At 73.5% G+C, this 21,493-nt stretch carries 21 protein-coding genes; 12 read left to right on the top strand and 9 right to left on the bottom strand.

The window, feature by feature from the left end:
• Positions 1-98 precede the first annotated feature (98 nt).
• Genes AAFF41_RS25705 through AAFF41_RS25695 form a run of 3 tightly spaced genes read left to right on the top strand, consistent with a single transcriptional unit; the run spans position 99 to position 2,370 of the window.
• The gene (locus AAFF41_RS25705; RefSeq protein WP_415925923.1) at positions 99-914 is read left to right on the top strand and encodes a glycosyltransferase family 2 protein; all 816 of its coding nucleotides are present in this window, start codon (positions 99-101) and stop codon (positions 912-914) included.
• Positions 911-1,531 (top strand): TIGR04282 family arsenosugar biosynthesis glycosyltransferase, encoded by a 621-nt coding sequence (locus AAFF41_RS25700; RefSeq protein WP_319750171.1) that lies wholly within the window; start codon positions 911-913, stop codon positions 1,529-1,531. Before AAFF41_RS25705 ends, AAFF41_RS25700 begins: the two co-directional genes overlap by 4 nt.
• Positions 1,528-2,370 carry a class I SAM-dependent methyltransferase gene (locus AAFF41_RS25695; protein ID WP_319750170.1) on the top strand — a complete coding sequence of 281 codons (843 nt, stop codon included), beginning with the start codon at positions 1,528-1,530 and terminating at the stop codon, positions 2,368-2,370. Before AAFF41_RS25700 ends, AAFF41_RS25695 begins: the two co-directional genes overlap by 4 nt.
• 352 nt (positions 2,371-2,722) lie before the next feature.
• Here AAFF41_RS25695 and AAFF41_RS25685 read toward each other — a convergent pair whose 3' ends face one another.
• Complete coding sequence (locus AAFF41_RS25685; protein WP_343324683.1) at positions 2,723-3,967, bottom strand: molybdopterin-dependent oxidoreductase; 1,245 nt, start codon at positions 3,965-3,967, stop codon at positions 2,723-2,725.
• 197 nt (positions 3,968-4,164) lie between these two features.
• Here AAFF41_RS25685 and AAFF41_RS25680 point away from each other — a divergent pair, with 197 nt between their 5' ends.
• From AAFF41_RS25680 to AAFF41_RS25670, 3 genes are all read left to right on the top strand, one after another.
• On the top strand, positions 4,165-5,490 hold the full coding sequence (locus AAFF41_RS25680; RefSeq protein ID WP_343326351.1) for a hypothetical protein: 1,326 nt from the start codon (positions 4,165-4,167) through the stop codon (positions 5,488-5,490).
• A 74-nt stretch (positions 5,491-5,564) separates the two neighbouring features.
• Positions 5,565-6,038: a GNAT family N-acetyltransferase gene (locus AAFF41_RS25675; protein WP_343324682.1), complete on the top strand. Its 474-nt coding sequence runs from the start codon at positions 5,565-5,567 to the stop codon at positions 6,036-6,038.
• Positions 6,039-6,210: 172 nt separating this feature from the next.
• Positions 6,211-6,729 carry a hypothetical protein gene (locus tag AAFF41_RS25670; protein ID WP_343324681.1) on the top strand — a complete coding sequence of 173 codons (519 nt, stop codon included), beginning with the start codon at positions 6,211-6,213 and terminating at the stop codon, positions 6,727-6,729.
• A 25-nt stretch (positions 6,730-6,754) separates the two neighbouring features.
• On the opposite strand, the gene AAFF41_RS25665 is transcribed toward AAFF41_RS25670, so the two are convergent.
• Positions 6,755-7,567, bottom strand: a complete 813-nt coding sequence (locus AAFF41_RS25665; protein WP_343324680.1) for a L,D-transpeptidase family protein — start codon at positions 7,565-7,567, stop codon at positions 6,755-6,757.
• 401 nt (positions 7,568-7,968) lie between these two features.
• Between AAFF41_RS25665 and AAFF41_RS25660 the strand changes: the two genes are divergently transcribed.
• Positions 7,969-8,859 carry a Cof-type HAD-IIB family hydrolase gene (locus AAFF41_RS25660; RefSeq protein WP_343324679.1) on the top strand — a complete coding sequence of 297 codons (891 nt, stop codon included), beginning with the start codon at positions 7,969-7,971 and terminating at the stop codon, positions 8,857-8,859.
• Between the two features lie 10 nt (positions 8,860-8,869).
• Here the strand turns inward: AAFF41_RS25660 and AAFF41_RS25655 are convergent, their stop codons facing one another.
• The 5 genes from AAFF41_RS25655 to AAFF41_RS25635 are packed head-to-tail and all read right to left on the bottom strand — an operon-like array spanning position 8,870 to position 11,840.
• The gene (locus AAFF41_RS25655) at positions 8,870-9,199 is read right to left on the bottom strand and encodes a hypothetical protein (protein WP_319750164.1); all 330 of its coding nucleotides are present in this window, start codon (positions 9,197-9,199) and stop codon (positions 8,870-8,872) included.
• Positions 9,196-9,732, bottom strand: coding sequence for a hypothetical protein (locus AAFF41_RS25650; protein WP_319750163.1), 537 nt, complete (start codon positions 9,730-9,732; stop codon positions 9,196-9,198). Before AAFF41_RS25650 ends, AAFF41_RS25655 begins: the two co-directional genes overlap by 4 nt.
• Positions 9,710-10,984 carry a WXG100 family type VII secretion target gene (locus AAFF41_RS25645; protein WP_343324678.1) on the bottom strand — a complete coding sequence of 425 codons (1,275 nt, stop codon included), beginning with the start codon at positions 10,982-10,984 and terminating at the stop codon, positions 9,710-9,712. Before AAFF41_RS25645 ends, AAFF41_RS25650 begins: the two co-directional genes overlap by 23 nt.
• A complete protein-coding gene (locus AAFF41_RS25640; RefSeq protein ID WP_319750161.1) occupies positions 10,984-11,286 on the bottom strand; it encodes a DUF6317 family protein in 303 nt (100 codons plus the stop codon). Before AAFF41_RS25640 ends, AAFF41_RS25645 begins: the two co-directional genes overlap by 1 nt.
• On the bottom strand, positions 11,286-11,840 hold the full coding sequence (locus tag AAFF41_RS25635; RefSeq protein ID WP_343324677.1) for an SAV_915 family protein: 555 nt from the start codon (positions 11,838-11,840) through the stop codon (positions 11,286-11,288). Before AAFF41_RS25635 ends, AAFF41_RS25640 begins: the two co-directional genes overlap by 1 nt.
• A gap of 215 nt (positions 11,841-12,055) precedes the next feature.
• Here AAFF41_RS25635 and AAFF41_RS25630 point away from each other — a divergent pair, with 215 nt between their 5' ends.
• From AAFF41_RS25630 to AAFF41_RS25620, 3 genes are all read left to right on the top strand, one after another.
• Positions 12,056-12,406 carry a sigma factor gene (locus AAFF41_RS25630; protein ID WP_319750159.1) on the top strand — a complete coding sequence of 117 codons (351 nt, stop codon included), beginning with the start codon at positions 12,056-12,058 and terminating at the stop codon, positions 12,404-12,406.
• Complete coding sequence (locus AAFF41_RS25625; RefSeq protein WP_319750158.1) at positions 12,349-12,729, top strand: hypothetical protein; 381 nt, start codon at positions 12,349-12,351, stop codon at positions 12,727-12,729. The genes AAFF41_RS25630 and AAFF41_RS25625 overlap by 58 nt, the downstream gene beginning before the upstream one ends.
• 192 nt (positions 12,730-12,921) lie before the next feature.
• On the top strand, positions 12,922-13,458 hold the full coding sequence (locus AAFF41_RS25620) for a universal stress protein (protein WP_054231260.1): 537 nt from the start codon (positions 12,922-12,924) through the stop codon (positions 13,456-13,458).
• A gap of 53 nt (positions 13,459-13,511) precedes the next feature.
• On the opposite strand, the gene AAFF41_RS25615 is transcribed toward AAFF41_RS25620, so the two are convergent.
• The gene (locus AAFF41_RS25615; protein ID WP_319750157.1) at positions 13,512-15,032 is read right to left on the bottom strand and encodes a serine/threonine-protein kinase; all 1,521 of its coding nucleotides are present in this window, start codon (positions 15,030-15,032) and stop codon (positions 13,512-13,514) included.
• 107 nt (positions 15,033-15,139) lie between these two features.
• Positions 15,140-16,630 (bottom strand): lipase/acyltransferase domain-containing protein, encoded by a 1,491-nt coding sequence (locus AAFF41_RS25610; RefSeq protein WP_415925922.1) that lies wholly within the window; start codon positions 16,628-16,630, stop codon positions 15,140-15,142.
• Between the two features lie 106 nt (positions 16,631-16,736).
• Between AAFF41_RS25610 and AAFF41_RS25605 the strand changes: the two genes are divergently transcribed.
• Both AAFF41_RS25605 and AAFF41_RS25600 read left to right on the top strand, forming a co-directional pair.
• Positions 16,737-18,812: a hypothetical protein gene (locus AAFF41_RS25605; protein WP_319750156.1), complete on the top strand. Its 2,076-nt coding sequence runs from the start codon at positions 16,737-16,739 to the stop codon at positions 18,810-18,812.
• Positions 18,809-21,271: a WD40 repeat domain-containing protein gene (locus AAFF41_RS25600; RefSeq protein WP_343324676.1), complete on the top strand. Its 2,463-nt coding sequence runs from the start codon at positions 18,809-18,811 to the stop codon at positions 21,269-21,271. The genes AAFF41_RS25605 and AAFF41_RS25600 overlap by 4 nt, the downstream gene beginning before the upstream one ends.
• The last annotated feature ends 222 nt before the right edge of the window (positions 21,272-21,493 follow it).

The following is a 21,493-nucleotide window of genomic DNA, read 5'->3' as shown; positions in this document are numbered from 1 at the left end:
CAGCGTCCCACCGGCCGCACCCGCCTGCCGCGATCCCGCCGCGACGTCCGCGTTTCGTAAGGACCCGAAGTCCGATATATCCCTTTCGCGTTCGTAGGGTGAAAGCCGTGACGACCTCTCCCCAACCCGAGCCGGACAAGGCCCCGGACACGGACCCGGCGCCCGTCGACGCGGTCCTCCCCTGTCCGGTCGACGTGATCCTCCCCTGCCTGAACGAGGCCGAGGCCCTCCCCTGGGTCCTCGCCCGCGTCCCCGCCGGGTGGCGCGCGCTGGTCGTGGACAACGGCTCCACGGACGGCTCGGCGGAGCTGGCCCGCGGCCTCGGCGCGACCGTCGTGCACGAGACGCGCCGCGGGTTCGGCGCCGCCTGCCACGCCGGTCTGCGAGCCGCCACCGCCGACATCGTGTGCTTCTGCGACTGCGACGCCTCGCTGGACCCGGCCCGGCTCCTGCCCTTCGTCAGCGAGGTGCGGGACGGCGAGGCCGACCTCGTGCTCGGGCGGCGCCGCCCACAGGGCCCGGGGGCCTGGCCCGCGCACGCCCGGGCCGGCAACCTCGCCCTCGCCCGGATGCTCCGCCGCCGCACCGGACTGCGCCTGCACGACCTCGGCCCCCTGCGTGCCGCCCGCCGCGAACCGCTGCTCGCCCTCGGCCTCACCGACCGCCGCAGCGGCTACCCGCTCCAGATGGTCGTGCGCGCCGCCGACGCCGGCTGGCGCGTCACCGAGCACGACGTGCCGTATCTGCCGCGCACCGGCACCTCCAAGGTCACCGGCACCTGGCGCGGCACCTGGCAGGCGGTACGGGACATGCGCCGCGTCCTCGCCGAGCCGCCCGCGTCGTCGCGCCACGCCGTCCTCACCCCTTCCCTCGCCTCCACGGATTCCCGTTCCCAGGGAGGAACCAGCCAGTGACGACGCTCCTCGTCATCGCCAAGGAACCGCGACCCGGCCGGGTCAAGACCCGCCTCACCCCGCCGTTCACGCCCCGGGAGGCGGCGCTGCTCGCCGAGGCGTCCCTCGTGGACACCCTGCGCACGGTGGCGGCGACCCCGGCACGGCGCCGGGTGCTCGTGCTCGACGGAGCGGCCGGCGACTGGCTGCCGGCCGGCTTCGACGTCGTACCGCAGTGCGCGGGCGGCCTCGACGAACGGCTGGCCGCCGCCTTCGCGGGCTGCGCCGGTCCCGCCCTGCTCATCGGCATGGACACCCCGCAGGTGACGCCCGCGCTCCTCACCGTCAACTTCGCCGACTGCGACGCGTACTTCGGCCCGGCCGAGGACGGCGGCTTCTGGGCCCTCGGGCTCGCCGCCCCCGATCCGGAGCTGCTGCGGGGCGTGCCGATGTCGACGCCCACGACGGGTGCGGTGCAGCGGGAGCGGCTCGTCGCCGCCGGGCTGCGCGTGCGCGACCTGCCCCGCCTCCGGGACGTCGACACGGCCGCCGACGCGGAGGCGGTCGCCGCCCTCGCGCCGCCCGGCAGCCGCTTCGCCGCCGAGCTCGGACGTCTGCGGACGGCCACCGGGCGATGAGCACCGCGCACGGGACGACGACACCGCCGGGGGTGCCCGGCCCGCGCCCCTGGTCCGCCGACCCCTACTCGGACGCCCTGGTCACCGGCCGGGGCCCGCTCTTCCTCCGGCGCACCGACGGCTGGCTGCTGCCCCTGGAGGTGGAGCGCTGGTGCGCACGGGCCGACGCGGTGGACCTGACGGTGCTCGCGCGCTGCGAGGGGACCGTGCTCGACGTGGGCTGCGGGCCGGGGCGGCTCGTCGCCGAACTCGCCGCCCGGGGCCGGCCCGCGCTCGGCATCGACGTCAGTGAGGCGGCCGTCGCGCACACCGTCCGGCTCGGCGGGCAGGCCCTGCGGCGCTCCGTCTTCGAGCCGCTCCCCGGTGAGGGCCGGTGGGACACCGCGCTCCTCCTCGACGGCAATGTCGGTATCGGCGGCGACCCGACCGCCCTGCTCCACCGGATGGGCCAACTCCTCACCCCCCGCGGACTGTTGATCGTCGAGACCCTCGCGGACGTGGACGTCGACGAACGGGTCAGCGTCCACATCGTCCGGGTCGCCGACCCCCGGGGCACGGCGGGACCGGCCTTCCCGTGGGCCCGCCTCGGCACCCCGGCGCTGCTCCGGCACGCGGCACGCGCGGGCTGGCACCGGGAGGGTCAGTGGTCGGCCGGGGGCCGCTCGTTCGTCGCCCTGCGCAACCGCGACGGGCGCGACGGCCCGGACGACCGCGCTGACCGGGACGACCGGAACAGCCGCAGGACGAGCAGCGCCGCCGAGCCCCCGAAGAGCACCGCAGTGATCAACAGCCAGCGGGCCAGGAAGCCGTCGCCCGAGAGCCCGGTGGCCAACCGGTAGTGCTCCGCCATCTGCCCGCTGATCAGCGGAAACCACATCAGCAGCAGAAGCGCCGAGAACGCGGCCGGGAACCGGACGTAGAGCGTCCACTCCCGGCGGCCGGCCGCGCCGAGACCCCTCGCCGCGGCCCGGTCCGCCCCCGCGTACAGCGGAACGAGCACCAGGTCGTGGAGGACCGCCGCGCCCACGAACCACAGCGCCACCCCGAACCACTCCCCCGCGAGCAGCCGCACCCCCGCGTATGCGGCGAGCGCGAACGAACAGGCCAGCAGCAGGATCTGCAGCGGACTGCCCAGGACGGGCTTCCCGAAGGGCCGTCGCATCACAGGCCGTCGCTTCTCAGGTCGCCGCATCACAGTTCTCCGAACGTCATCCGGGCCACCCACTTGGTGTTGAGCACGCCGGGCGCCGCGGGGACGATGATCCGCGCGGGATAGCCGTGGTCGGGGGTCAGGTCCTCACCGTTGGCGAACAGGGCCAGCAGGGAACGCGGGTCGCGCACCTGGTTGTAGCGCAGGGCCGCGTGCCGGAAGGCCCCGTGCCGCTGCAACGACTCCACCAGCACGTCGGGCGCCGTGCCCTCCTCGTATCCCACGAGCGCCGCGAGGTCCCGCAGCCGAACCCCCCGCCACCACTGGTCGGAGGTCGACCAGCCCTCCACGCAGGCGATGGGCAACGCGGCGCTGTGGAGCGGGAGTTTCAGCAGCTCGTCCCGGCTCAGCCGGACCGTGCGCCCGCGCCCCTCGACGACCAGCCGCCATGTCTCCCCGGACGTCTCGCGCATGTCGATGCCGACCGCCTCGGCCGTCTTGTTGATCTGGAAGCCGCCGGGTCCGCTGCCCGGTTCGGGGCCGCCGTGCGGCACGAGTACGGCCGTCTCCCGCAGCGGCCCGTCGAAGTTGCGGCCCGCCGTCGTGGCGAACAGCACCAGCGATCCCCCGCCCACGAACCCGAGGGCGCCTCGCCGCGAGACGGTGGGCGGGTCGGGATCCGGTGCCACCAACTCGTCTTCTGTTGGGGGGCGTTGCTCCTCGTCGCGGAGATGACGCAGATTGCGCAGCGCCATGGGCACCCGCAGCACGGCGTGTGCCACGAACGCGGCGAAGAACACCCAGGCCCCGTAGAAGTGCAGCGGGTAGAAGGAGCCCGGGAAGATGTAGTCGAGCTGGACGTTCAGCACCCCCGTCGTGAACTCGAACAGCGCGCCCCCGACCAGCAGGAGCAGCGAGACGCGCTCCAGCCCGTGCGCGAGCGACCGCACCGGCGGCAGCGTGAACAGCTTCGGCACGACCGACCACAGCTTCGCCAGCAGTACGGGGATCAGCGTGATCCCGAGCGTGACGTGGACGCCCTGGTTGAGGCGGTACAACCAGGACGGGTTCGTCGGCCAGGAGAAGAGATAGAAGCCGAGCAGCCCCTTGTCCGGGGTCATGTCGTTCACCGGTGACAGGTTCGGGTTGTAGGCGGCGTACGACACGAGACCCGTGACGAACAGCACGGTGATGCCGCCGAGCAGGACGAGGCCGAGCACGGAGGTGAACCAGGGGCCGCGCAGTGGGCTGCGCCAGAACGCGGGGGAGGAGGGAGACCGTGGCATGCCCCGACCGTAGGACCGCGACACCCCCCGAACGGGTCCGCGAACCATGACGAAACTCTGACATCCACTCCTGCGGCGGCTCCGGCGGCCGGTACGCGGCCTAGCGTGCGGATGTGAACCGCGATCTTCCCCAGGCCCTTCCCCCGGAGCTCGACCGACGCCACGACCGACGCCACCACCGGCGCCGCGATCCGCTCCTGGACCTGGCCGCCGTCCTGGCCGCCGTCCTGCTCGTCACTGCGGCGGCGCTGGTCGGCACGTCGATCGAACGCCGCCACCACTCGCTCTTCGTCCGTTGGCCTCCCCTGTTCGCCCAGTGGGAGCCGCACCTCGGCCCCGGCACCCCGGCCGCGCTCGCCGTGGCCGTCGCGGTCGTCGCGTACGGGCCGCTCCTCGCCACGCGACTGCCGTGGCGGGCGCTGCTGTGGGCGTCCTGGGGCACCGCCGCCGCCTGGACGTTCTCCCTCGCGCTGGTCGACGGGTGGCAGCGGGGGATCGCCGGGCGGCTGACGGCCACGAACGAGTACCTCACGGTCATCGACCGCTTCCACGACATCCCCGCCACCCTGCGGGACTTCACCCACCACATCGTGAGTCACTCTCCCGCCCCCTGGCCCGCGCACATCGCAGGCCACCCGCCGGGGGCCACCGTCACCTTCGTGCTCCTCGACCGGGTCGGGCTGGCCGGCGGCGGCTGGGCGGGCGTCTGGTGCATCGTGGCCGGGGCGGCGGCTCCGGCCGCGGTCCTGGTCGCCGTACGGGCGCTGGCCGCGGAGGAGCTCGCCCGCCGGGCCGCACCCTTCCTGGTCCTCGCCCCGGCCGCCGTGTGGGTGGGCGCCTCCGCGGACGGCTACTTCGCCGCGGTCGCCGCCTGGGCCGTCGCCCTCCTCGCCCTCGCGGTCACCGGGCCCCGGCCCCGGACGACGGGCCTGGCCGCCGGGCTCCTCCTCGGCCTCACCGCGTACCTCTCGTACGGCCTGACGCTGTTCGCCGTGATCGCCGCCGCGGTCCTGCTGCTCGGCTCCCGCCGACTCCGCCCCTTCCCCTACGTCCTCGCCGGACTGACCGTCGTTCCCCTCCTGTTCACGCTGCTCGGCTTCAACTGGTGGGAGGCGTACCGTCTGTTGGTCACCCGCTACTACGAAGGGGTCGGCGGCGTAAGGCCGTACGGCTACTGGGTCTGGGCGAACCTCGCCTGTACGGCACTGATCGTGGGCCCGGCGACGGTGGCGGGCCTGCGCCGAACGGTCGCGACGGCCGTACGCGAAGGCCCCCGCGCCCTCCGCCGCCCGCACGCCCTCTCCCCCGAGCCCCGCCTCGCCCTCGTCGCGCTCGCCGCCCTGCTCGCCCTCCTGGCCGCCGACCTCTCCGGCATGAGCAAGGCGGAGACGGAACGGATCTGGCTGCCGTTCGCGATGTGGCTCCTGCCGGCCTGCGCGTTCCTGCCCCGCCCCCGCGCCTGGCTCACCGCCCAGGCCACCCTGGCCCTGCTCCTCAACCACCTGCTGCTGACCGGCTGGTGACCGGCCGGGAGCGGGGGCGTCAAGGCGTGCAATTCAGCTGCGACCCACGGACCGGGCGTCATAGCCTCCTCCGCATGACCGACCGCCCCTTCGTCCCCGACGACTTCGCCGTCCCCACCGAGCTGATCGCCCCGCACTTCCGTCTGGAACCCCTGGGGCCTCAGCACAACGCCTCCGACCACACCGCCTGGTCCAGCAGCGTCGAACACATCCGTGCGACCCCGGGCTTCGAGGACGGGGAATGGCCCCCCACGGACGGAATGACCCTGGAGGCGAACCTCGCCGATCTGCGACGACACGCGGACGACTTCGCTCGCAGACGCGGATTCACGTACACCGTCCTCGACACCGTGAGTGGCGAGGTGATCGGCTGCGTCTACATCTATCCCTCCCGCGACGACGCCCACGGCACCGACGTGAGCTCCTGGGTCCGGGCGGACAGGGCCCACCTGGACGCGCCCCTGCACGACGCGGTCACGGCCTGGCTGACCACCGACTGGCCCCTCGACACCTTCACCTACCGGCCTCGCCCCCGTCGACTCCCCTGACAGCCGAACGGCGGCGGGCCGGGGCGGTCGCGGCGCATCGGGGGAAAGGTGCTGTTCAGTGCCGTACCGGGGAGGGAGCGGGGGGCTCGGCGGGGGCGTGGGGCGGGTTGCGGCGGGGGGTCGTGGATCTCACGGTGGGCCCAAGCAGAAGCAGCCGTCGAAAGGACCACGTATGCGTGCCCTCATATCCCGATCCCGAATATCCCGGTCCCACGGAATCCTCCTGCCGCCCCCGGGCGGCGCCGCGCCGGTCCATGGCCCGGTCGACAGGGCCGACCACGACGCCGTGTTCCACCCGCTGCTGGACGTACTGTCCGCCGTCGCCGAACGGGGCGGCCGTCTCGACGCGGCCGAGGCCGCCGGTTTCGCGCGCGCCCTGGAGACGGCGAACGCTTCTCTCGAGCGGCGGCTGAAGGAGCGGGCCTCCGCCACGTCCGCCGCCCCCGGCGCCCCCGGCGTCACCGGCGTCACCGATCGGGCCGGGGGCGCGGTCGCCGATCCGGTCGCGGATCTCCTCGCCCAGCTCCAGTCGACGGTCGACGGGCTGGTCAAGGCCCTGACGGGGGCGCTGGGCACGGTGACCGGCCTGCTGTCGCCGGTCGTCGGGGTGGTCACGGGCCTCCTCGGCGACGGACCGTCCGGGCTTCCGGCCCTGCCCACCGCGGGAAGTCCGGCGCCCCCCTCGCGCTGACAGGCGCCCCGGAGCCGGAGGGACGTCAGCGGGCGAGGGACTTGGCGTCGCCCATGACGATCACCGGGTGCTGGGCGGGATCCAGCGCGCGCATCAGTTCCTTCAGGTGCTCCTGGGCCAGGCTCACACAGCCGTGCGTGGGGCCCCCGTGGTCGACGTGCAGCCAGATGCCGCCGCCCTTGCCCGCGCCGAGCGGGCGGGTCCAGTCGAGGGGTGAAGTGCCCGGCTCGTGGTTGTAGTTGATCGCGACGACGTAGTCGAAGGAGCCGGCCAGCGACTCCCCCTCGAAGCCCGTACCGGCGATGGTGAACCCGACCGACCGGGCGTAGGGCAGCTTGGTACCGGGGTCGGGCCGGAGTCCGCCCGCGTCGGTGAGGGTGAACACGCCGATGGGCGAGCGGAGATCACCGGCGTGATGGTCGTCCGTCCAACCCTTGAGGGCGTTGTGGGCCGGCCAGGTCGCTCCCCGCTCCCAGCCCGCCCCCGTACGCCGGTACAGCAGCACCTGTGACACCGGGGAGTCCTTGCCCCGGCCGGTGACCAGGACGACCTGCCGCGCGTTCCCGGGTATCCCGGCCAGCGTCCCAGGGCCGACACCCGGCAGCCGCGCCGGCACGACCGGCGCGGCGGACTCCGCACCGTCCGGTGCGGGCCGCCCGGGCCTGGCCTGCGTCGTACCGGAGGCGCCGGTCGCCTCCCGGGCGCCGCCGGCCGACGCGACGTGGGTGCTCCCGCATCCGGCGAGCGTGACGGACAGGACGACCAGGGCCCCGGCGACGGTCAACGGCGTGCGGAGACGCCGTCGGGGGGAGGCCGGGCGACGGGTGAAGGAAGCCATGATCGTCAGCCTGGGGGTGACTTGTGAGGAACCGGTCAGCTCCGCTCGGCGGACCACTTCGGCTTCGGTGGCTGACGCCGGGGTGAGCTCGAAGCGAGCACGGGTGTGCCCGGAATGAGCGTTTTGGTAAGGCAAGGGCCCCTGCTCATATCCCCCGGGTAGGGTGACGGAAATGGAGATCCGCCAAGCGACGGCCGGCGCCGCCCCACCCGACACGACCCCGGTCCGTAAGCCGTGACCGGCCGGATCGTGCTGAACCCGACGGGCCCGACCCCGGACTCGTACTGCTCGGCGGCCCCATCGGGGGCCACCCCTCCCTGCCGGAACCCGTACGGGACGCCGTGAACACACCGGCTCCGCTGCCGCCCGTCGCCCCCGCAACCCCCGCCACAGGAAAGAACATGCCCCTTTCTCACGCCGCAACCGCCGCCGCCACGACCACCCCCCTGGCCCTCGCCACGCCGCAGTCCCCGGAGGGAGCCGCCGACATCCGGCTCATCGTCACCGACATGGACGGCACGCTCCTGGACGACGCCAAGCGCATACCCGACGGCTTGTGGTCGCTCCTGACCGAGCTGCGCCGACGGGACGTGCTCTTCTGCCCGGCGAGCGGCCGTCAGTACGCCACCCTGGCCAAGGAGTTCGCCGACGCGGGGCAGGGCATGGTGTTCATCGCCGAGAACGGCACCTACGTCGTACGGGACGGCGTGGAGCTCAGCTCCGACCCGTTGGACCCGTCCGTCGCCGCGCGCATCGTCACCACGACACGGGGGCTGCGGGCCGAGGGCGTGGACGTCGGCGCGGTGGTCTGCGGCAAGCGGTCCGCGTACGTCGAACGGACCGACGAAGCGTTCCTGGCCGAGGCCCGGCAGTACTACACCCGGCTCCAGCCCGTCCCGGACGCGACCGCCGTCGACGACGAGATCCTCAAGGTCGCCCTCTTCGACTTCGGACCCGTGGAGCGGACCACCGCCCCGGCCCTGCGGCCCTTCACCTCGACCCACCAGGTCGTCGTCTCCGGCGCACACTGGGTCGACATCATGAACGTCACCGCCGACAAGGGCGCCGCCGTACGCCGTCTCCAGGACGACCTGGGCATCACACCCGCGCAGACGATGGTGTTCGGCGACTACCTCAACGACCTCGAAATGCTCGACACCGCCGAGTGGTCCTTCGCCATGGCCAACGCCCACCCCGCCATCATCGACCGGGCCCGCCACCTCGCCCCGTCCAACAACGAGAACGGCGTCCTGCGCACGATCACCCGCCTGCTGCACCTGCCGCCCGTGTGACCGCGGCCGCTCAGCCCTCCACCACCCGCCGCGCACCGACCTCGCTGGGGTACTCGCGGACGGTGAACGCGGCGAGGACCAGGGCCACGCAGGACACGACCACCTGCGCCCAGTCCCCCACCATGAGCACGCCTGACGGCAGGTCGCCGCGGAACGACTGGTAGAGCGCGAGCGCGATGTAGCAGGCGAAGGCCAGCACGGCGAACCAGAGGACGGCCCCGGAGACGCGGCGCAGCCAGTAGCGCGCACCACGCTCGTACCAGGTGGTGCCGAGCCCCGGCAGGGCCGGGATGCGGGCGGGGGCTCCGAGTGGCGGAGAGCCAGACGACTTTGTGGTCACGCCGAGGATCCGTGCTCCTGCAACCAGCGCCGGGCACCGACCTCGCTGGGGTACTCACGCACGGTGAGCCAGGCGACCAACCAGCCGACGATGTACGCGGCGAACGCCGGCATGACGGGTGCCGCGAGGATCACGAGGCCCCGGCCGGCGGCTACCAGCCCGGGGGCGCGCCTGTTGTGGTCGCGCTTGGCCTGACGGGTCTGCTCGGGGGTGGGCGGGTGCAGGAGGCCTTCGCGGTGGCCCCGGCGCTGCTTCACCCACCCCCAGACCAGGGCCACGAAGGACGCGACCACCAGCGCCCAGTCGCACACGGTGCGCACGGTGGCCGGCATCTCACTGCGGAACCCTTGGTAGAGGCTGATCGAGAAGAAGCAGACCATGGCCATCACGATCAGCAGGAAGGCCGTCGTACGGGCACGGCACAGCCAATAGAGCGCACCGCGCTTGTACCACGTGGTCCCGAGCTTGGGCAGGGCCGGAATATGGGCGGGGGTCCCGGGGGCGGGAACCTCAGAAGATCGTCTTGACGCCATGCCAGATGTCCTTCGCCATTCGTACGCCGTCGTCCCCGGTTTCCGTGAAGACGTGGCCCGTGCCGGTCAGCACACCACCGACTACGCCGTGGTCGTGGATGTCCTCGCTCCAGTGCTCATGGAAGGAGTGGTCGAGGAGACTGGTCGCGCCCACCGCGGCCACGACCCCGACGCCGGCCAGCGCGACCGCGCCTTCGATGGGCAGCGCGGCCACAACACCCGCGCCGACGGCGACGCCGCCGAGTGCGGCACCGCCGTCGACAACGACGGAGTGCTGCCAGGACCAGCCCTTGTCGTGGTCGTCCTTCGCCTCCACCAGACCGCACGCCGCAGCCGCGGCGACGTCCAGCACCGGGACCTCCTTGAGGAACTCCGGCAGCGCTTCGAGGCTTCGCCCGAGACGCAACGCCTCGGCTGCGTCGGCCAGTTTGATGTTGAGGGCCCGGTCGTAGGGGAGCTTGGTGCTGCCGTGGTCGGCGCGGGCGATGTCCTCTTCCAGCGAGTCGACCCTCGTCATCGCGTCGCGGTAGGCGCTCTTGGCGGGGAGGTCCTTGGGCAGCGAACGACCTGCCTTCTGATAGGCCTTGCGCTCCGCGCGGAGTTCCTTCTTGGCCGCCCGCTCCTCCTCCTTGGCACCGTCGATCAGTGTGCGGGCCTCCTTGCCGCCGGCTCGGGCGTCCTCGGCGTCGTACGCGTACAGACCCCGCAGCATGTCGGCAAGGGTGATCTTGTCGCCCGGTGACACCGGCGCGGTGACCTGTGCGTACAACCCCCGCAACTTGTCCGCCGCGACCAACCTCGCGTGCTGCGCCGTATGCAGGATCTCCGTGCGCACCTTGTCGTACTCGCCGAACGCCGAGATCGTCCGCTGTTCGTCGGCGCTCGGCGGGTCGGACGTCACGAACGGGAGCGGAGCGCCCTGGGCGCCCATGGGTACGCCCTTCTTCACGGCGATGTGCTCGGCGTTCTGCAGAGCGGTCTCGCAGGCGGACAGCGCGCCGACGAGGGTGTCGAGAATGTCGCCCGCGTCGTGGACGAGGTTGGCAAAGGCGCCCGCCGTGAGGGCGTCCTCGCTCCAGGTGGCGCGGAAGGCCTCGGCCGCGTCGCCCTTCCAACTCGCGTCGCCGACCAGCTCCTCGACGGCGCTGCTGAGCGGACGGACGACATCCTCGAGCTTCTTCTTGGCGTTCTTGTACGTCTCGGCCATCGTGCGCAGTCCACCGATGTCGCCGCCGACCCAGCTGTCGCTCATCAGCCGTCCCCCACCATCAGGTCGTCGAACAGACCGTGTACGTCGATGTCGTGCCGCTGGAACGAGTCGCGGGCGTACGTCACCTTGTCTCCGTGGTCGTCCAGCCGGTCCGCGAAGCCGGTGTGCAGGGCGACGATGAGGTCGGCGACCTCCTTGATGGCGTGGTCGAGGCCGCTGTCACCGCCGCTGACGACGGGCGGGGCGACCTGGTCGTGCAGGTTCCGGTAGTGGGTGGCCTCGTCGTGGAAGGTCTTGGACATCGAGGTGAGGTCGCTCAGGACCGCCTTGAAGTCGGGCGGCATCAGCGCACCTCCCGTGCGTAGGCGGCCAGATCGTCCGGCCGCCAGTTGTGGTGTCCGGGCGCGACGCGCGGGTCGACGCGGACGGTGACGCCGTGCTCGCGCACTCCCTCGGCCAGCGGCCCGATCGACGTGGCGACCCACGGCTGGGCCTCGCCGAGCGCGGCCACCAGCCGGGCCGGCGTGGTGAAGGCGAGGGCCACGGTCCCGTCCGTGGGGTGTTCGAACAGTTCGTAGGCGATGAAGGGCACGCGGGTGGAGCGGCCGGAGGCGTCCAGCGCGTCGACGTAGCGCGGATGGGCCGGGACGAGCACGGGGGTGTGGTAGGCCGGAAGACCGAGCTTCGGGGCCTGCCGTCCCTCCACGTCCCGCCGTACGGGCGGCTCCGCCTCGGCGTAGTCGAGCAGGCGCGAACGACGCGGCTCCGGGTTCGACGGACGAGGTTCCGGGGCCGGGGAGTCAGCCTTGGCCGACGGCTCGGCCGGCCCGGTCTCGGCGTAGTCGGAAATGTGCGACCGTATCGGCGCCCCCACCGCCGTCACCTCTTCACTGTTCACTCTTCACCGTGGGCATGGTTCGAGCTGGACGTTTTGGCGCGCTCACCCTAACGACCGGCCCCGAGGGCAAATCCGGCTATGTCAGGCTGCCGGACCGTGTACATGCCGAGTGCATGCCTACCGCATACCGACCCCATACCGACCCCATACCGGCCGCATGCCGAACCGGTACGGCCGCTGTGGGCGCCGAGCGTGGCGGGACCGAGTCGCTGGACATGGACTTTCCCGCTTTCGTCGCCGCCCGGTCGGCCGCCCTGTTCCGTGGCGCCCTCGTCTTGACGGGGAGCCGCGAAGCCGCGGAGGACCTGCTCCAGGAGACCCTGGAACGGACCTGCCGCAAGTGGCGCACGATCGCCGCCAAGGACGCCCCCGACGCCTATGTGCGGCGGATCACGGTGAACCTGGCGAACGACCGTTGGCGAAGATTCCGCCGCACCCCCGCACACCCCGACAACGGCGGCGACCGGGCCGCTCCGCCGACGCGCCGTCCGTCGACACCGACGGCATCGTGCGCAAGACCCGCCGCAAGCGCGTCACGGCCATCGCGGGTCTCGCCGCCGCCCTGATCGTGGCCGGCGGCGGCACCGCCCTGGCCACCGCCGTCACCAACGGATCCAGCCCCGCGCAGCCCGCCGCCGCGACCACCTCGGCCGGCAACGACGCCACCAACGTGCTGGTGAAGGGCAGTAAGTTCCCGCTGGAGTTCGCGGGCCTCGACCTGGACTTCGCCAAGCAACTGCTGCTGAAGGGCCAGCTCAAGCTCGGCACGGTCACCAAGGTGGACTGCGGCAAGAACGGCAAGCCGGGCTCGGTCCACTCGGTCGACCCGCACAGCCCGAAGACCGTGTCCATCGGCGCCACCATCAACCTGACCCTCTGCGCCGGCTGATCCAAGGCACCTCACCCGCCCCCGCCCCGGTCGTCGCGAGCTCCGACGACCGGACGACAGAGGTGTGTGCCGAAGTGTCATGAACGGTCGGGACCTCGTCAGGTGAACGCCAACCCCCTGGCCCGCCGCCCTCGCCCCGCGTTCGATGGAACGCGATACCCGTGTCGACGTACGCCGAGGGGTGAGCGAGCGATGGGCGAGGGAGAGCGGCGGCGGGTCGTCGTGGGGGTGAGCGGTTCGCCGGGGAGTCTGGCGGCGCTGCACCGGGGCGCGTTCGAGGCGCGCCGCACCGGTGCCGTGCTGCTGGCCGTGGGTGCCTGGGAACCGCCGCGCGGCGCGCTCGCGCACCCGAGTTCGATGCTCGCGCCGCCGATGACCGAGTTCCGGCAGATGGCGGACGACCGGCTGCTCACCGCCCTGGACACGGCCTTCGGCGCCGACGGGCCCGGAGTGCCGTGCCGGGGGTTGGTCGTGTGGGACCGGCCGGGGCGCGCCCTGGTGCGGACCGCCGACCGCATCGGCGACCTCCTGGTGATCGGCGGCGGGCGACGCGGCCGGATGCGCCGGGCGCTGTTCCCCTCCGTCGCGCGCTACTGCCTCGCGCACGCCGCCTGCCCGGTACTGGCCGTGCCGCGCTCACCCCTGCACCGCGAACTCGCCTCCGTACGCCGCCGGGTCAGCCTGCGCCTGCCGCTCGACGCCAGTGAACTGACGGACGGCAGGTCCTGAACCGCCGTACTGACCGCCGTCCCGATCCGCCGCCCCAGCCCCGCCGTCCGGACTCAGCCGACCCGGAAGCCCGCCGAGACCGTGTCGAAGACCGGGCGGAAGGTGTCCCACTTGAGGTCCGGAGCCGAGAGGTAGATGTCGTACTCCCGGCCGCCCTCCTGCCCGAAGCCCAGGTCGATGGCGCGGAACGCCCGGACCCGGCCCTTGAAGGTGAACTCCCACACGGCCGCGGGCTTCCCCTGGAACGTGGTGCGCTGCATGCGCAGTTTCCGGTATGAGGACGGGTAGTTGAGCTTGGTGTTCGCCTCGATGTTCGTGAAGTGCGACTCGGGGTTCGCGCCCGCAGGCTCGACCATGCCGATCGTGAGGTCCACGAGACGGGTTTCGTCGACGTAGGTGACCTGTTCGGCCGACGCCTTGCCACGCTTCCAGCCGTCCGGGACCGGGAAGGAGACGCCCAACTTCTTCTCCGTGACCAGGTGGTGGCCCGCGGGAACGGCCGGGGGCGCGGAGGTGGAAGCGGCGGCTTTGTGGTGGGTGCCGCCGCTCTTGCCCTCTCGGGTCATGGACCACCCGCCCGCCACCGTCGCGGCCGCAAGCACCACGGCCAGCGCGCTCCAGACGGCCACGCGGCGCCCACGGGCCCGGGGCGGTGCGTCTTCCCGCGCCGGTGCCACCGTCGTCGCGGTCGCCGGAGACTGCGCCGGCGCTGGTATCGGTGCCGGTACCGGACGCGTGGGCGTCAGCTGCGTCGGTACCCCCGACACCACTTCCCTCAGAACCCGCTCCACCTCCTCCGCCGAGGGCCGCTCCTGCGGTTCCTTCGCGAGCAGCGCGTCTATGAGGGGTTCCAGCGGCCCGGCCTGCTTCATGGGGTCGACCGGGTCGACGGCGATGGCGTACGCCGTCTCCACGGCCGTGGCCTTGCGGAACGGAGGCCGCCCCTCGACGGACTGGTAGAGGGTCGCCCCGAGCGCCCACAGGTCCGCGGCGGGTCCGGGCTTCTTGCCCCGCATCCGTTCGGGCGCGATGTAGTCGATCGAGCCGATGATCTCGCCGGTCCTGGTCAGCGTCGAGGTGCCGGTCGCCATGGCGATGCCGAAGTCGGTGAGGACGACGCGGCCGTCGGCGCCGAGCAGGACGTTGCCCGGCTTGACGTCACGGTGCAGCACCCCGGCGGCGTGCGCGGCCCGCAGCGCGGCGACCATGCCGAGGCCGATCCGTGCGGCCTCGGTGGGCGGCACCGCGCCGCCGTCCGCGAGCAGGGCGGCGAGGGTCGTGGAGGGCACGTACTCCATGACGATGCAGGGCAGCCCCTCGTCGTCCACCACGTCGTGCACGACGACCACGTGGGAATGCGCGATACGGGCGGCGCTGCGCGCCTCCCGGCGGGTGCGTTCGTGGAGGGTGGCGAGCTCGTCGTCGGTCAGGTGCCGCTGGACATGCAGCCGCTTGACCGCGACCTCACGGCTGAGGACCTCGTCCTCGGCACGCCACACCGTGCCCATGCCGCCACGGCCGATCTGTTCGATCAGCCGATAGCGCCCGGCGACCAGCCGCCCCTCGTCCGCCACCGCGTGCCCCTTGCCGTTCTGTCCGGACCGCTCGCTCCGGACCGGTTCGAACCATTGCGCGTTCGATTCGTGTCGACACCATAGTCGGCGCAGGTTGCGGGGGAGTCTCAGCCGTCGTCCCGCTCGTCCGGGGCCGCGAGGACGAGTTGGGTCAGCGGAGTGGGGTCGCCCGTGTCCAGGGTGACCCGGTAGAGGCCGGGCGCGGGCACGGTGACACGGGCCGCGAGGTGGTCGTCGTCGCCGTACAGCCGGGCGGGTCCGGCGAAGGCCCCGCCGACCTCCTCGACCGCGCAGTCCAGCCCCGCGGGACTGTCGACGCCGCGCACCCGGACCGTCCAGGGAGTGCCCGGCGCGACGAGGTCCGGGACCTCGATGCCGACCCGTGCCCCGGCCTGCGCGGGACCGAGGTGCTCGTCCTCCTCCAGGAACGAGGTCACCGCCTCCAACGCGGCCTCCCCCTGGGCCAGCGCACCGTGCTGCAGCGCGAGGGGCACGGTGGCGCGGGTCGGGGAGGCGGACTCCTTGTGTACGGTGCCGTCGCCGCCCACGTCGAAGCGGCGCGGGGCGCCCGTCTCGTCGCGCATCAGCTCGCCGTCGCTGTGCTCGCGGTAGCAGTGCTCGGAGGCGGTCACGACGCCCTGACGGAGGGTCAGGGACTGGAGGGTGGACTGGCTGATGCCCACCAGCGCCCGGTGCCCGGGCAGCGCCCGCCCGCGCAGGGTGTCGTGCAGGGTCTGGGAGTCGACGGCCAGATCCTTGTCGCCGCCCAGGTCGGCGATGTCCGTGGGGCTCAGCCGGCGGATGTTCAGGCCCTCGTCGAGACAGGGGAACGTCGGGAGCAGGTCGTGCAGGCCCGGCATGGTGTAAGCGAGTCTCCTGAGCCTGCCGTGCGGCAGCGGAACCGGCGCTCCCTGCCCGGTGTTGAGGATCGCGGCGGCGGCCACCGCCCCCTGGAAGGGCGTACCGAGGGTGAGCACCCCACGGGTGTCCGCCGCGAGGTCGCCATCGGGGCCGTCGGTGAGAGCGGCGAGGGTGAGCAGTCCGCCCATGGAGTGCGCGACGAAGACGAGCCGCCCCTCCCGTTCGTCGACCCGGTGCTTGCGGGCGAGCGCGTGTGCGGGGTGCCGCCGCCACCGTTCCAGGTGTTCGCGCGCCGCCTCGGCGAGGAACCGGGCGTTCGTGGCGACCGACAGCCGCCAGTCGTAGGCGAAGGGCAGCACGGCCTCCGGGTCGGCCACGCTCCGGGTGACGGTCGCGACCAGGTCGTTGTAGGGCTCGATGCCGCGCAGGAACGGGCTCCAGGCGGGGGTGCGCAGCAGGCGCCGGGCCCGGATGCGGCCGAGGCGGCCCTCGCGTTCGTCGGGCGTGAGGCGCAGGGCGCGTAAGCCCTGGGGCGCCGTCCACGCCTTCAGCAGCCATCCGGCGTTCGCGAGGCCCCAGACGACGTCGCCGGACTCGGTGTCGTACAACTCGCTCCCCATGATGCCGGGAACGACGACGACGGCGTCCTGCGTCGTGTTCGGGGAGAGGCCGGGGAGGCTGTAGGGCCGCTCGTCCAGGCGGCGGCCTGCGGTATTGGGCTGCGACGGCTCGGTCATGGCGGGAAGAATAGAGAGCATGCGAGGGCGGCCGGGCGGGCTTGTCAGGATCGGGGAGCCGGGGGACGCCGGCGATACGGGGAGGGCCACGGCGGCCCGTGCGTCGGTGGACACCGTGGAGGAGGACTCCGCGCGGCGCACTCTGTTGACCCTCGCCGTCCGTGACTACGGCGACGGGGACGCGGAGTTCACCGCCGGCATCGACGAACAGCTCTCCGTCGTGGCCGACTGGTGGTGCGCTCCGGGGGCACCGGAGCCCTTCACCCACGTCCCCGCGCCGGAGCTGCGCGAGCGCTACGACGTGGAGCGCTTCCTGCACGAGAGCGAGGTGCGCGAGACGCCCGGCCGCGCCCTGGTGGTCTTCATCACGGGACACGGCCAACTGGGTTCCTCCCGCACCCACTTCCTCCAGTTGCCGAGGACCGAACCCCGGCGCCAGCTGGCCACGGCCATCCGCACCAGCGAGATCGTCGCCGCCGCCCTCGACTCCCGCGCCGAACACGTCCTGGTCGTCATCAACACCTGCTACGCGGCCGGGATCGCCGAGGAGCTGGAGAAGCTGCACCAGGAGATCCTGCCGAGCCGGCGCACCGGCGGCAGCCTGGACGTAGTCGCCACCTGCGCCCACGACCAGCTGGTCCAGGTACGGCAGTTCCCCTCGGTGATGCGCCGTGTGCTGGAGCGGCTGCGCACCACCGCCCAGATCACCACGCCCTGGCTGAGCGTCGCCCACCTGATGACGGAGTTCGAGAGCGAACTCGGCACCGACACCGAGCGGCGCAAGCACCGGCTCAAGCGGGTCCTGGACGGCGGCGGCCAGACGGCCCTGACGCCCTGTCTGCCGAACCCCGGCTACCGGCCCGTACGAGAACTGGTGGGGCCCGCGCGCCGCCAGGTCGCCACCCCGGCCGACGAGGTCGACCACTGGCTCGACCGCGCCAGCGGCCGCCCCCAGGAGACCGACCCCGGCTGGTACTTCAGCGGTCGCGAGGGACTGGGCCGCGCCGTCACCGCGTTCCTCGGCCGTCCTCGCGGTGTCCTGCTGCTGACCGGAACCGCCGGCAGCGGCAAGTCGGCCGTGCTGGCGCGGGCCGTGACGCTCAGCGACCCGCTGTTCCGCGACGACCCGCGCTACGGCCGAGCGCTGCGCTCGGCCGCGCCCGAGACCGTCCCGCCCGAGGGCTCCGTCACCGCCGCCGTCCTGGCCCGCCACCGCACCGCCTCCGACGTGCTCGGCGACCTGCTGCGCGCCCTGGAACTGCCCCCGCGCCCGGCCGGGCCCACCGACGACCCGGTGGAACAGCGCCGCGCCCAACTGCTGGCCCATCTGGACGAGCCGGGCGATCCGGTCACGCTCGTCCTCGACGGCCTGGACGAGTCCGTCGAACCCTTCCGCGTGGTCAGGGACGTCCTCGCCCCGCTCACCGCCCACTGCGGCGCCGCCCCCGCCCTGCCCGGCCAGCGCCGCCCGGAGCGGCAGCGGTCCCTGCGGCTGCTGATCGGCGTACGCAGCAGCCGCCCCCGTGCGGACCGCGCCGCCCCTCCCTGCCCCGCGGGGCGGGAGGCGGGGCTGCTCGGCGCGCTCCGCGAGGTCTTTCCCACGGCGTCCGTGCTGCGTACCGACGAGACGGACAGCGAGAGCGACATCGCCGACTACGTCCAGGCACTGGTCGGCGCCGAGACGTCCGGCGGCGACAGCACCCGGCAGGCGGCCGAGACCGTCGCCAAGCGGGTCTGGCCGTCCTTCCTGGACGCCCGGCTGGCCGGCGAGCAGCTGCACCACGCGTCCGACCCCGACGCCCTGGCGGGCAACCCCGACTGGCTCGACCTGTTGCAGGCGGGCACCATCGGTCTGCTCCGGCGCGATCTGGCGCTCGTCGAGGACGAGGGGCTGCCCGCGGAGGTCGCCCTCGCGCTGCTGCGGGCCGCCGCGTTCGCGCTGGGCGCGGGCATCCCCTGGTCGGACGTGTGGCCTGCCGTCGCCGGGGCGCTGCTCGGCAGGCCGGTCGAGGAGCCGGACCGGATGATCGAGAACCTGCTGAAGAGCAGGCTCGCCGGGTATCTGGCCCACGACGACGAGGACGACCGGCTGGTGTACCGGCCGGCCCACGAAGCCCTGGCCGAGCTCCTGCGGGATCCCCGCCAGGACCTGCTGGCCGGCGTCGGGGGCGACGCCGTATGAGCGACGCGGACAGCCCGTACCGCGCGCCCCGTCCGGGCCGCCCCGACACGGGCGACTCGAGGACGTGGGCCGACGACTCGAAGGCGTGGGCGGACACCAGGGACGCGCACCGGCTCATCGCCGAGGCGCTGGCCCGGCTCGTCGCCGCGGACCCGACGATCCCGCCGCACCCGTATCTCAGCCGCCACCTGGCCCATCACGCGGCCCGGGGCGAGGTCCTCGACGACACCCATGTACCGCTCGCCGTACTGCCCTGGGAGTCCAGCGCGAACGTTCGCACACTGCTGCGGCAGAGCGACGCGGTGAGCGACGCGGTGAGCGACGCGCGACGGCAGGAGTGGCTGGAGGCATGGGCCCGCATCGAGCCCTTCATCGGCGGCGCCGGTCCGGACTCCCGGCTGACGAGTCTGCACCTGGCCCATCACGCGGCGACCCGCCCCCGCACCCCTCTCGACACGTCCACCGCGCGGGTGTCCGGTTCGCGCGTCACCCCGCTGTGGAGTGACTGGACGGCCCAGGACAACGTACTGGCGGTCTCCGAGACCCGCCTCGAGTCGCTGACCCGCACCACGACCACCGACGGCCGCTCCCTGCTGGTCAGCGGCGACGACCACGGCACGATCCGCATGTGGGAGCCGCACGGCGTACCGGCGAGGGCGCCGCTGCACACGTACGGCGGCGCGGTCCAGCATCTGCTGCCGCTCCCGGGCGATCTGCTGCTCTCCGCGGGCACCGACGGTTCGGTGCGCGTCTGGCACCTCACCCGGGGCCAGTTGCTCGCCGAACCCGTCCACCGCCCCGGCACCTGGGTCAGCGCCCTCACGCTCTTCGCGGCGAAGGACGCCCCGGAGGTCGTCCTCGTCGCCCACAGCGACGGCCGTCTCGGCGCGCTGGATCCCGTCACCTTCCGGCCCGTCGACACCCCGCTGCCCTCCCTCGATCCCGTGCCGGCCCTGCTGAGCGGGGTCGGTCTGGGCGGCGCGGAGGGGATGGTGCTGGCCGTGGCCCAGGGCCGGCGGGTGCGCGTCTGGGATCCGCGGCGGGCCGACGGGTACACGCACGAGCACGAGCACGAGGGGGCGGTGCGGGCCCTGGTGGACCTCGCGGCGCCGGGGCGGTACGCGCTCTGCGACGACTCGGGATACATCGGTGTCCGGGACGCCTCGACGGGCCGGGAGACGGCCGTCGCACCCCCTCCGCCCGCGGGGCCCGTCGTCGCGCTGACCGCCCTGACCGTGGCGGGCCGGGCGGCGGTGGCGTCCGGGGGCAGCGACCACACCCTGCGGGTCTGGGACGCGCGGACGGGCGCGGCGATCGGCGGGCCCCTGGAAGGGCACACCGCTCCTCCCGTGGCTCTGACCACCCTGCCGGGCACCTCGCCGGACACCTCGCGGGAACTCCCCGTCCCGGCCGGGCAGGAGCTTCTCGTCTCGGCCGGCGCGGACCACACCTTGCGGCGCTGGAAACCGGGCGGCCGGGGCGTCGGCGCCGGGCGCGCGGTCCGGCGGCCCGTCACCGCGGCGGCGCTGTCCGGTCCGGGGGCCACCGCCGGGGCGCCGCTGATCGCCGTGGCCGACGAGTCCGGTACGGCGCTCTGGGACACCGGGACCGGTCGCCCGGTCGCCCTCCCAGCGGGCCACGCCCCAGTGACCGCCTTCGCCTCGGCGCACGTCCGGGGCGAACGCCTGCTGGTGACCGCGCACAGCGACGCCGGAATCCAGCTGTGGTCCCTGGAACGGGGTGCCCACGCCGCCCCCGCACGGCTGGCCGGACTCCTCGGCCACAGCCTGCCGGTGCGGTCGATGGCCGCCTTCCCGCACGAGGGGCGGACCCGGCTGGTCACCGGGGGCGAGGACGGCACCGTACGTCTGTGGGATCTCGACCGGGTGTGTGCGCTGGTCTGCCGGGAGGACCATCTGCTCAGCGTCCGGGACGTCGCCGTGCTTTACACGGCACGCGGTCCGCGGATCGCCTCGGCGGGCACCGACGGGACCGTACGGCTCTGGGATCCGGTCACGCTGCGGCCCGTGGGGGCGCCGCTCCACTGCGAGCAGCGGGTCGTCAACGCCGTCGCCGCCGTTCCCGTCGACGAGCCGGACGGTGCCGAACTCGTCGCGTCCGGCGGGGAGGACGGCACGATCCGGCTCTGGGATCCCGGCACCGGGCGGCCGGTCGGGCGGCGGCTGGACATCGGCGACGGGCCGGTGGCCGCGCTGGCGTTCTTCCGGACCGCGACCGGCCGCCCCTGCCTCGCGGCGACGGGCCCCGGCGGAACCATCCACCTGTGGGACACCGACGCCGGCTCGCACCTGCTGCGGATCGTGACGGGCAGCCCGCTCGGGGCTCTCGACGCGCTCGACGCCCGGCAGCCGGGCGGCCCGCGCCCCGAGCACCCCGTCCTCCTCGCGGCCGGAGTCGCTGGCGTATGCGTGTTCGACATCCGATGGGAGGGGCGCTGATCCGGCGCCCGCCGGCCCGCCGCACGTGGGCGTGCGCCTCCCGTGTGCCCCAGCGCCCCCCTCTCGCGCCCCCGCCACGGCGTGGAAGCGGGCATCCCGGGGCGCGCGCTACGGGAGAATGATCGCCCGCATGTACCGGCGGAACATGCGGGCGAGGGACACGTACGGCCTCGGCCCGGCGGGCGGCGCCCCGGCAGTGCGGCAGCGGCCGCAGACCATCGG

Source organism: Streptomyces mirabilis, assembly GCF_039503195.1.
Taxonomy (GTDB): Bacteria; Actinomycetota; Actinomycetes; order Streptomycetales; family Streptomycetaceae; genus Streptomyces; species Streptomyces mirabilis_D.
This window is presented reverse-complemented; position numbering and strand designations above follow the sequence as displayed.

Bases quoted from the DNA above. Each gene is read 5' to 3' on its own strand.
- AAFF41_RS25610 (WP_415925922.1), bottom strand. From the start codon at position 16,630: ATGACCGAGCCGTCGCAGCCCAATACCGCAGGCCGCCGCCTGGACGAG.
- AAFF41_RS25620 (WP_054231260.1), top strand. From the start codon at position 12,922: ATGGGCGAGGGAGAGCGGCGGCGGGTCGTCGTGGGGGTGAGCGGTTCG.
- AAFF41_RS25695 (WP_319750170.1), top strand. From the start codon at position 1,528: ATGAGCACCGCGCACGGGACGACGACACCGCCGGGGGTGCCCGGCCCG.
- AAFF41_RS25630 (WP_319750159.1), top strand. From the start codon at position 12,056: ATGGACTTTCCCGCTTTCGTCGCCGCCCGGTCGGCCGCCCTGTTCCGT.
- AAFF41_RS25665 (WP_343324680.1), bottom strand. From the start codon at position 7,567: ATGGCTTCCTTCACCCGTCGCCCGGCCTCCCCCCGACGGCGTCTCCGC.
- AAFF41_RS25650 (WP_319750163.1), bottom strand. From the start codon at position 9,732: ATGGCGTCAAGACGATCTTCTGAGGTTCCCGCCCCCGGGACCCCCGCC.
- AAFF41_RS25645 (WP_343324678.1), bottom strand. From the start codon at position 10,984: ATGAGCGACAGCTGGGTCGGCGGCGACATCGGTGGACTGCGCACGATG.
- AAFF41_RS25600 (WP_343324676.1), top strand. From the start codon at position 18,809: ATGAGCGACGCGGACAGCCCGTACCGCGCGCCCCGTCCGGGCCGCCCC.
- AAFF41_RS25670 (WP_343324681.1), top strand. From the start codon at position 6,211: ATGCGTGCCCTCATATCCCGATCCCGAATATCCCGGTCCCACGGAATC.
- AAFF41_RS25660 (WP_343324679.1), top strand. From the start codon at position 7,969: ATGCCCCTTTCTCACGCCGCAACCGCCGCCGCCACGACCACCCCCCTG.
- AAFF41_RS25685 (WP_343324683.1), bottom strand. From the start codon at position 3,967: ATGCCACGGTCTCCCTCCTCCCCCGCGTTCTGGCGCAGCCCACTGCGC.
- AAFF41_RS25675 (WP_343324682.1), top strand. From the start codon at position 5,565: ATGACCGACCGCCCCTTCGTCCCCGACGACTTCGCCGTCCCCACCGAG.
- AAFF41_RS25640 (WP_319750161.1), bottom strand. From the start codon at position 11,286: ATGCCGCCCGACTTCAAGGCGGTCCTGAGCGACCTCACCTCGATGTCC.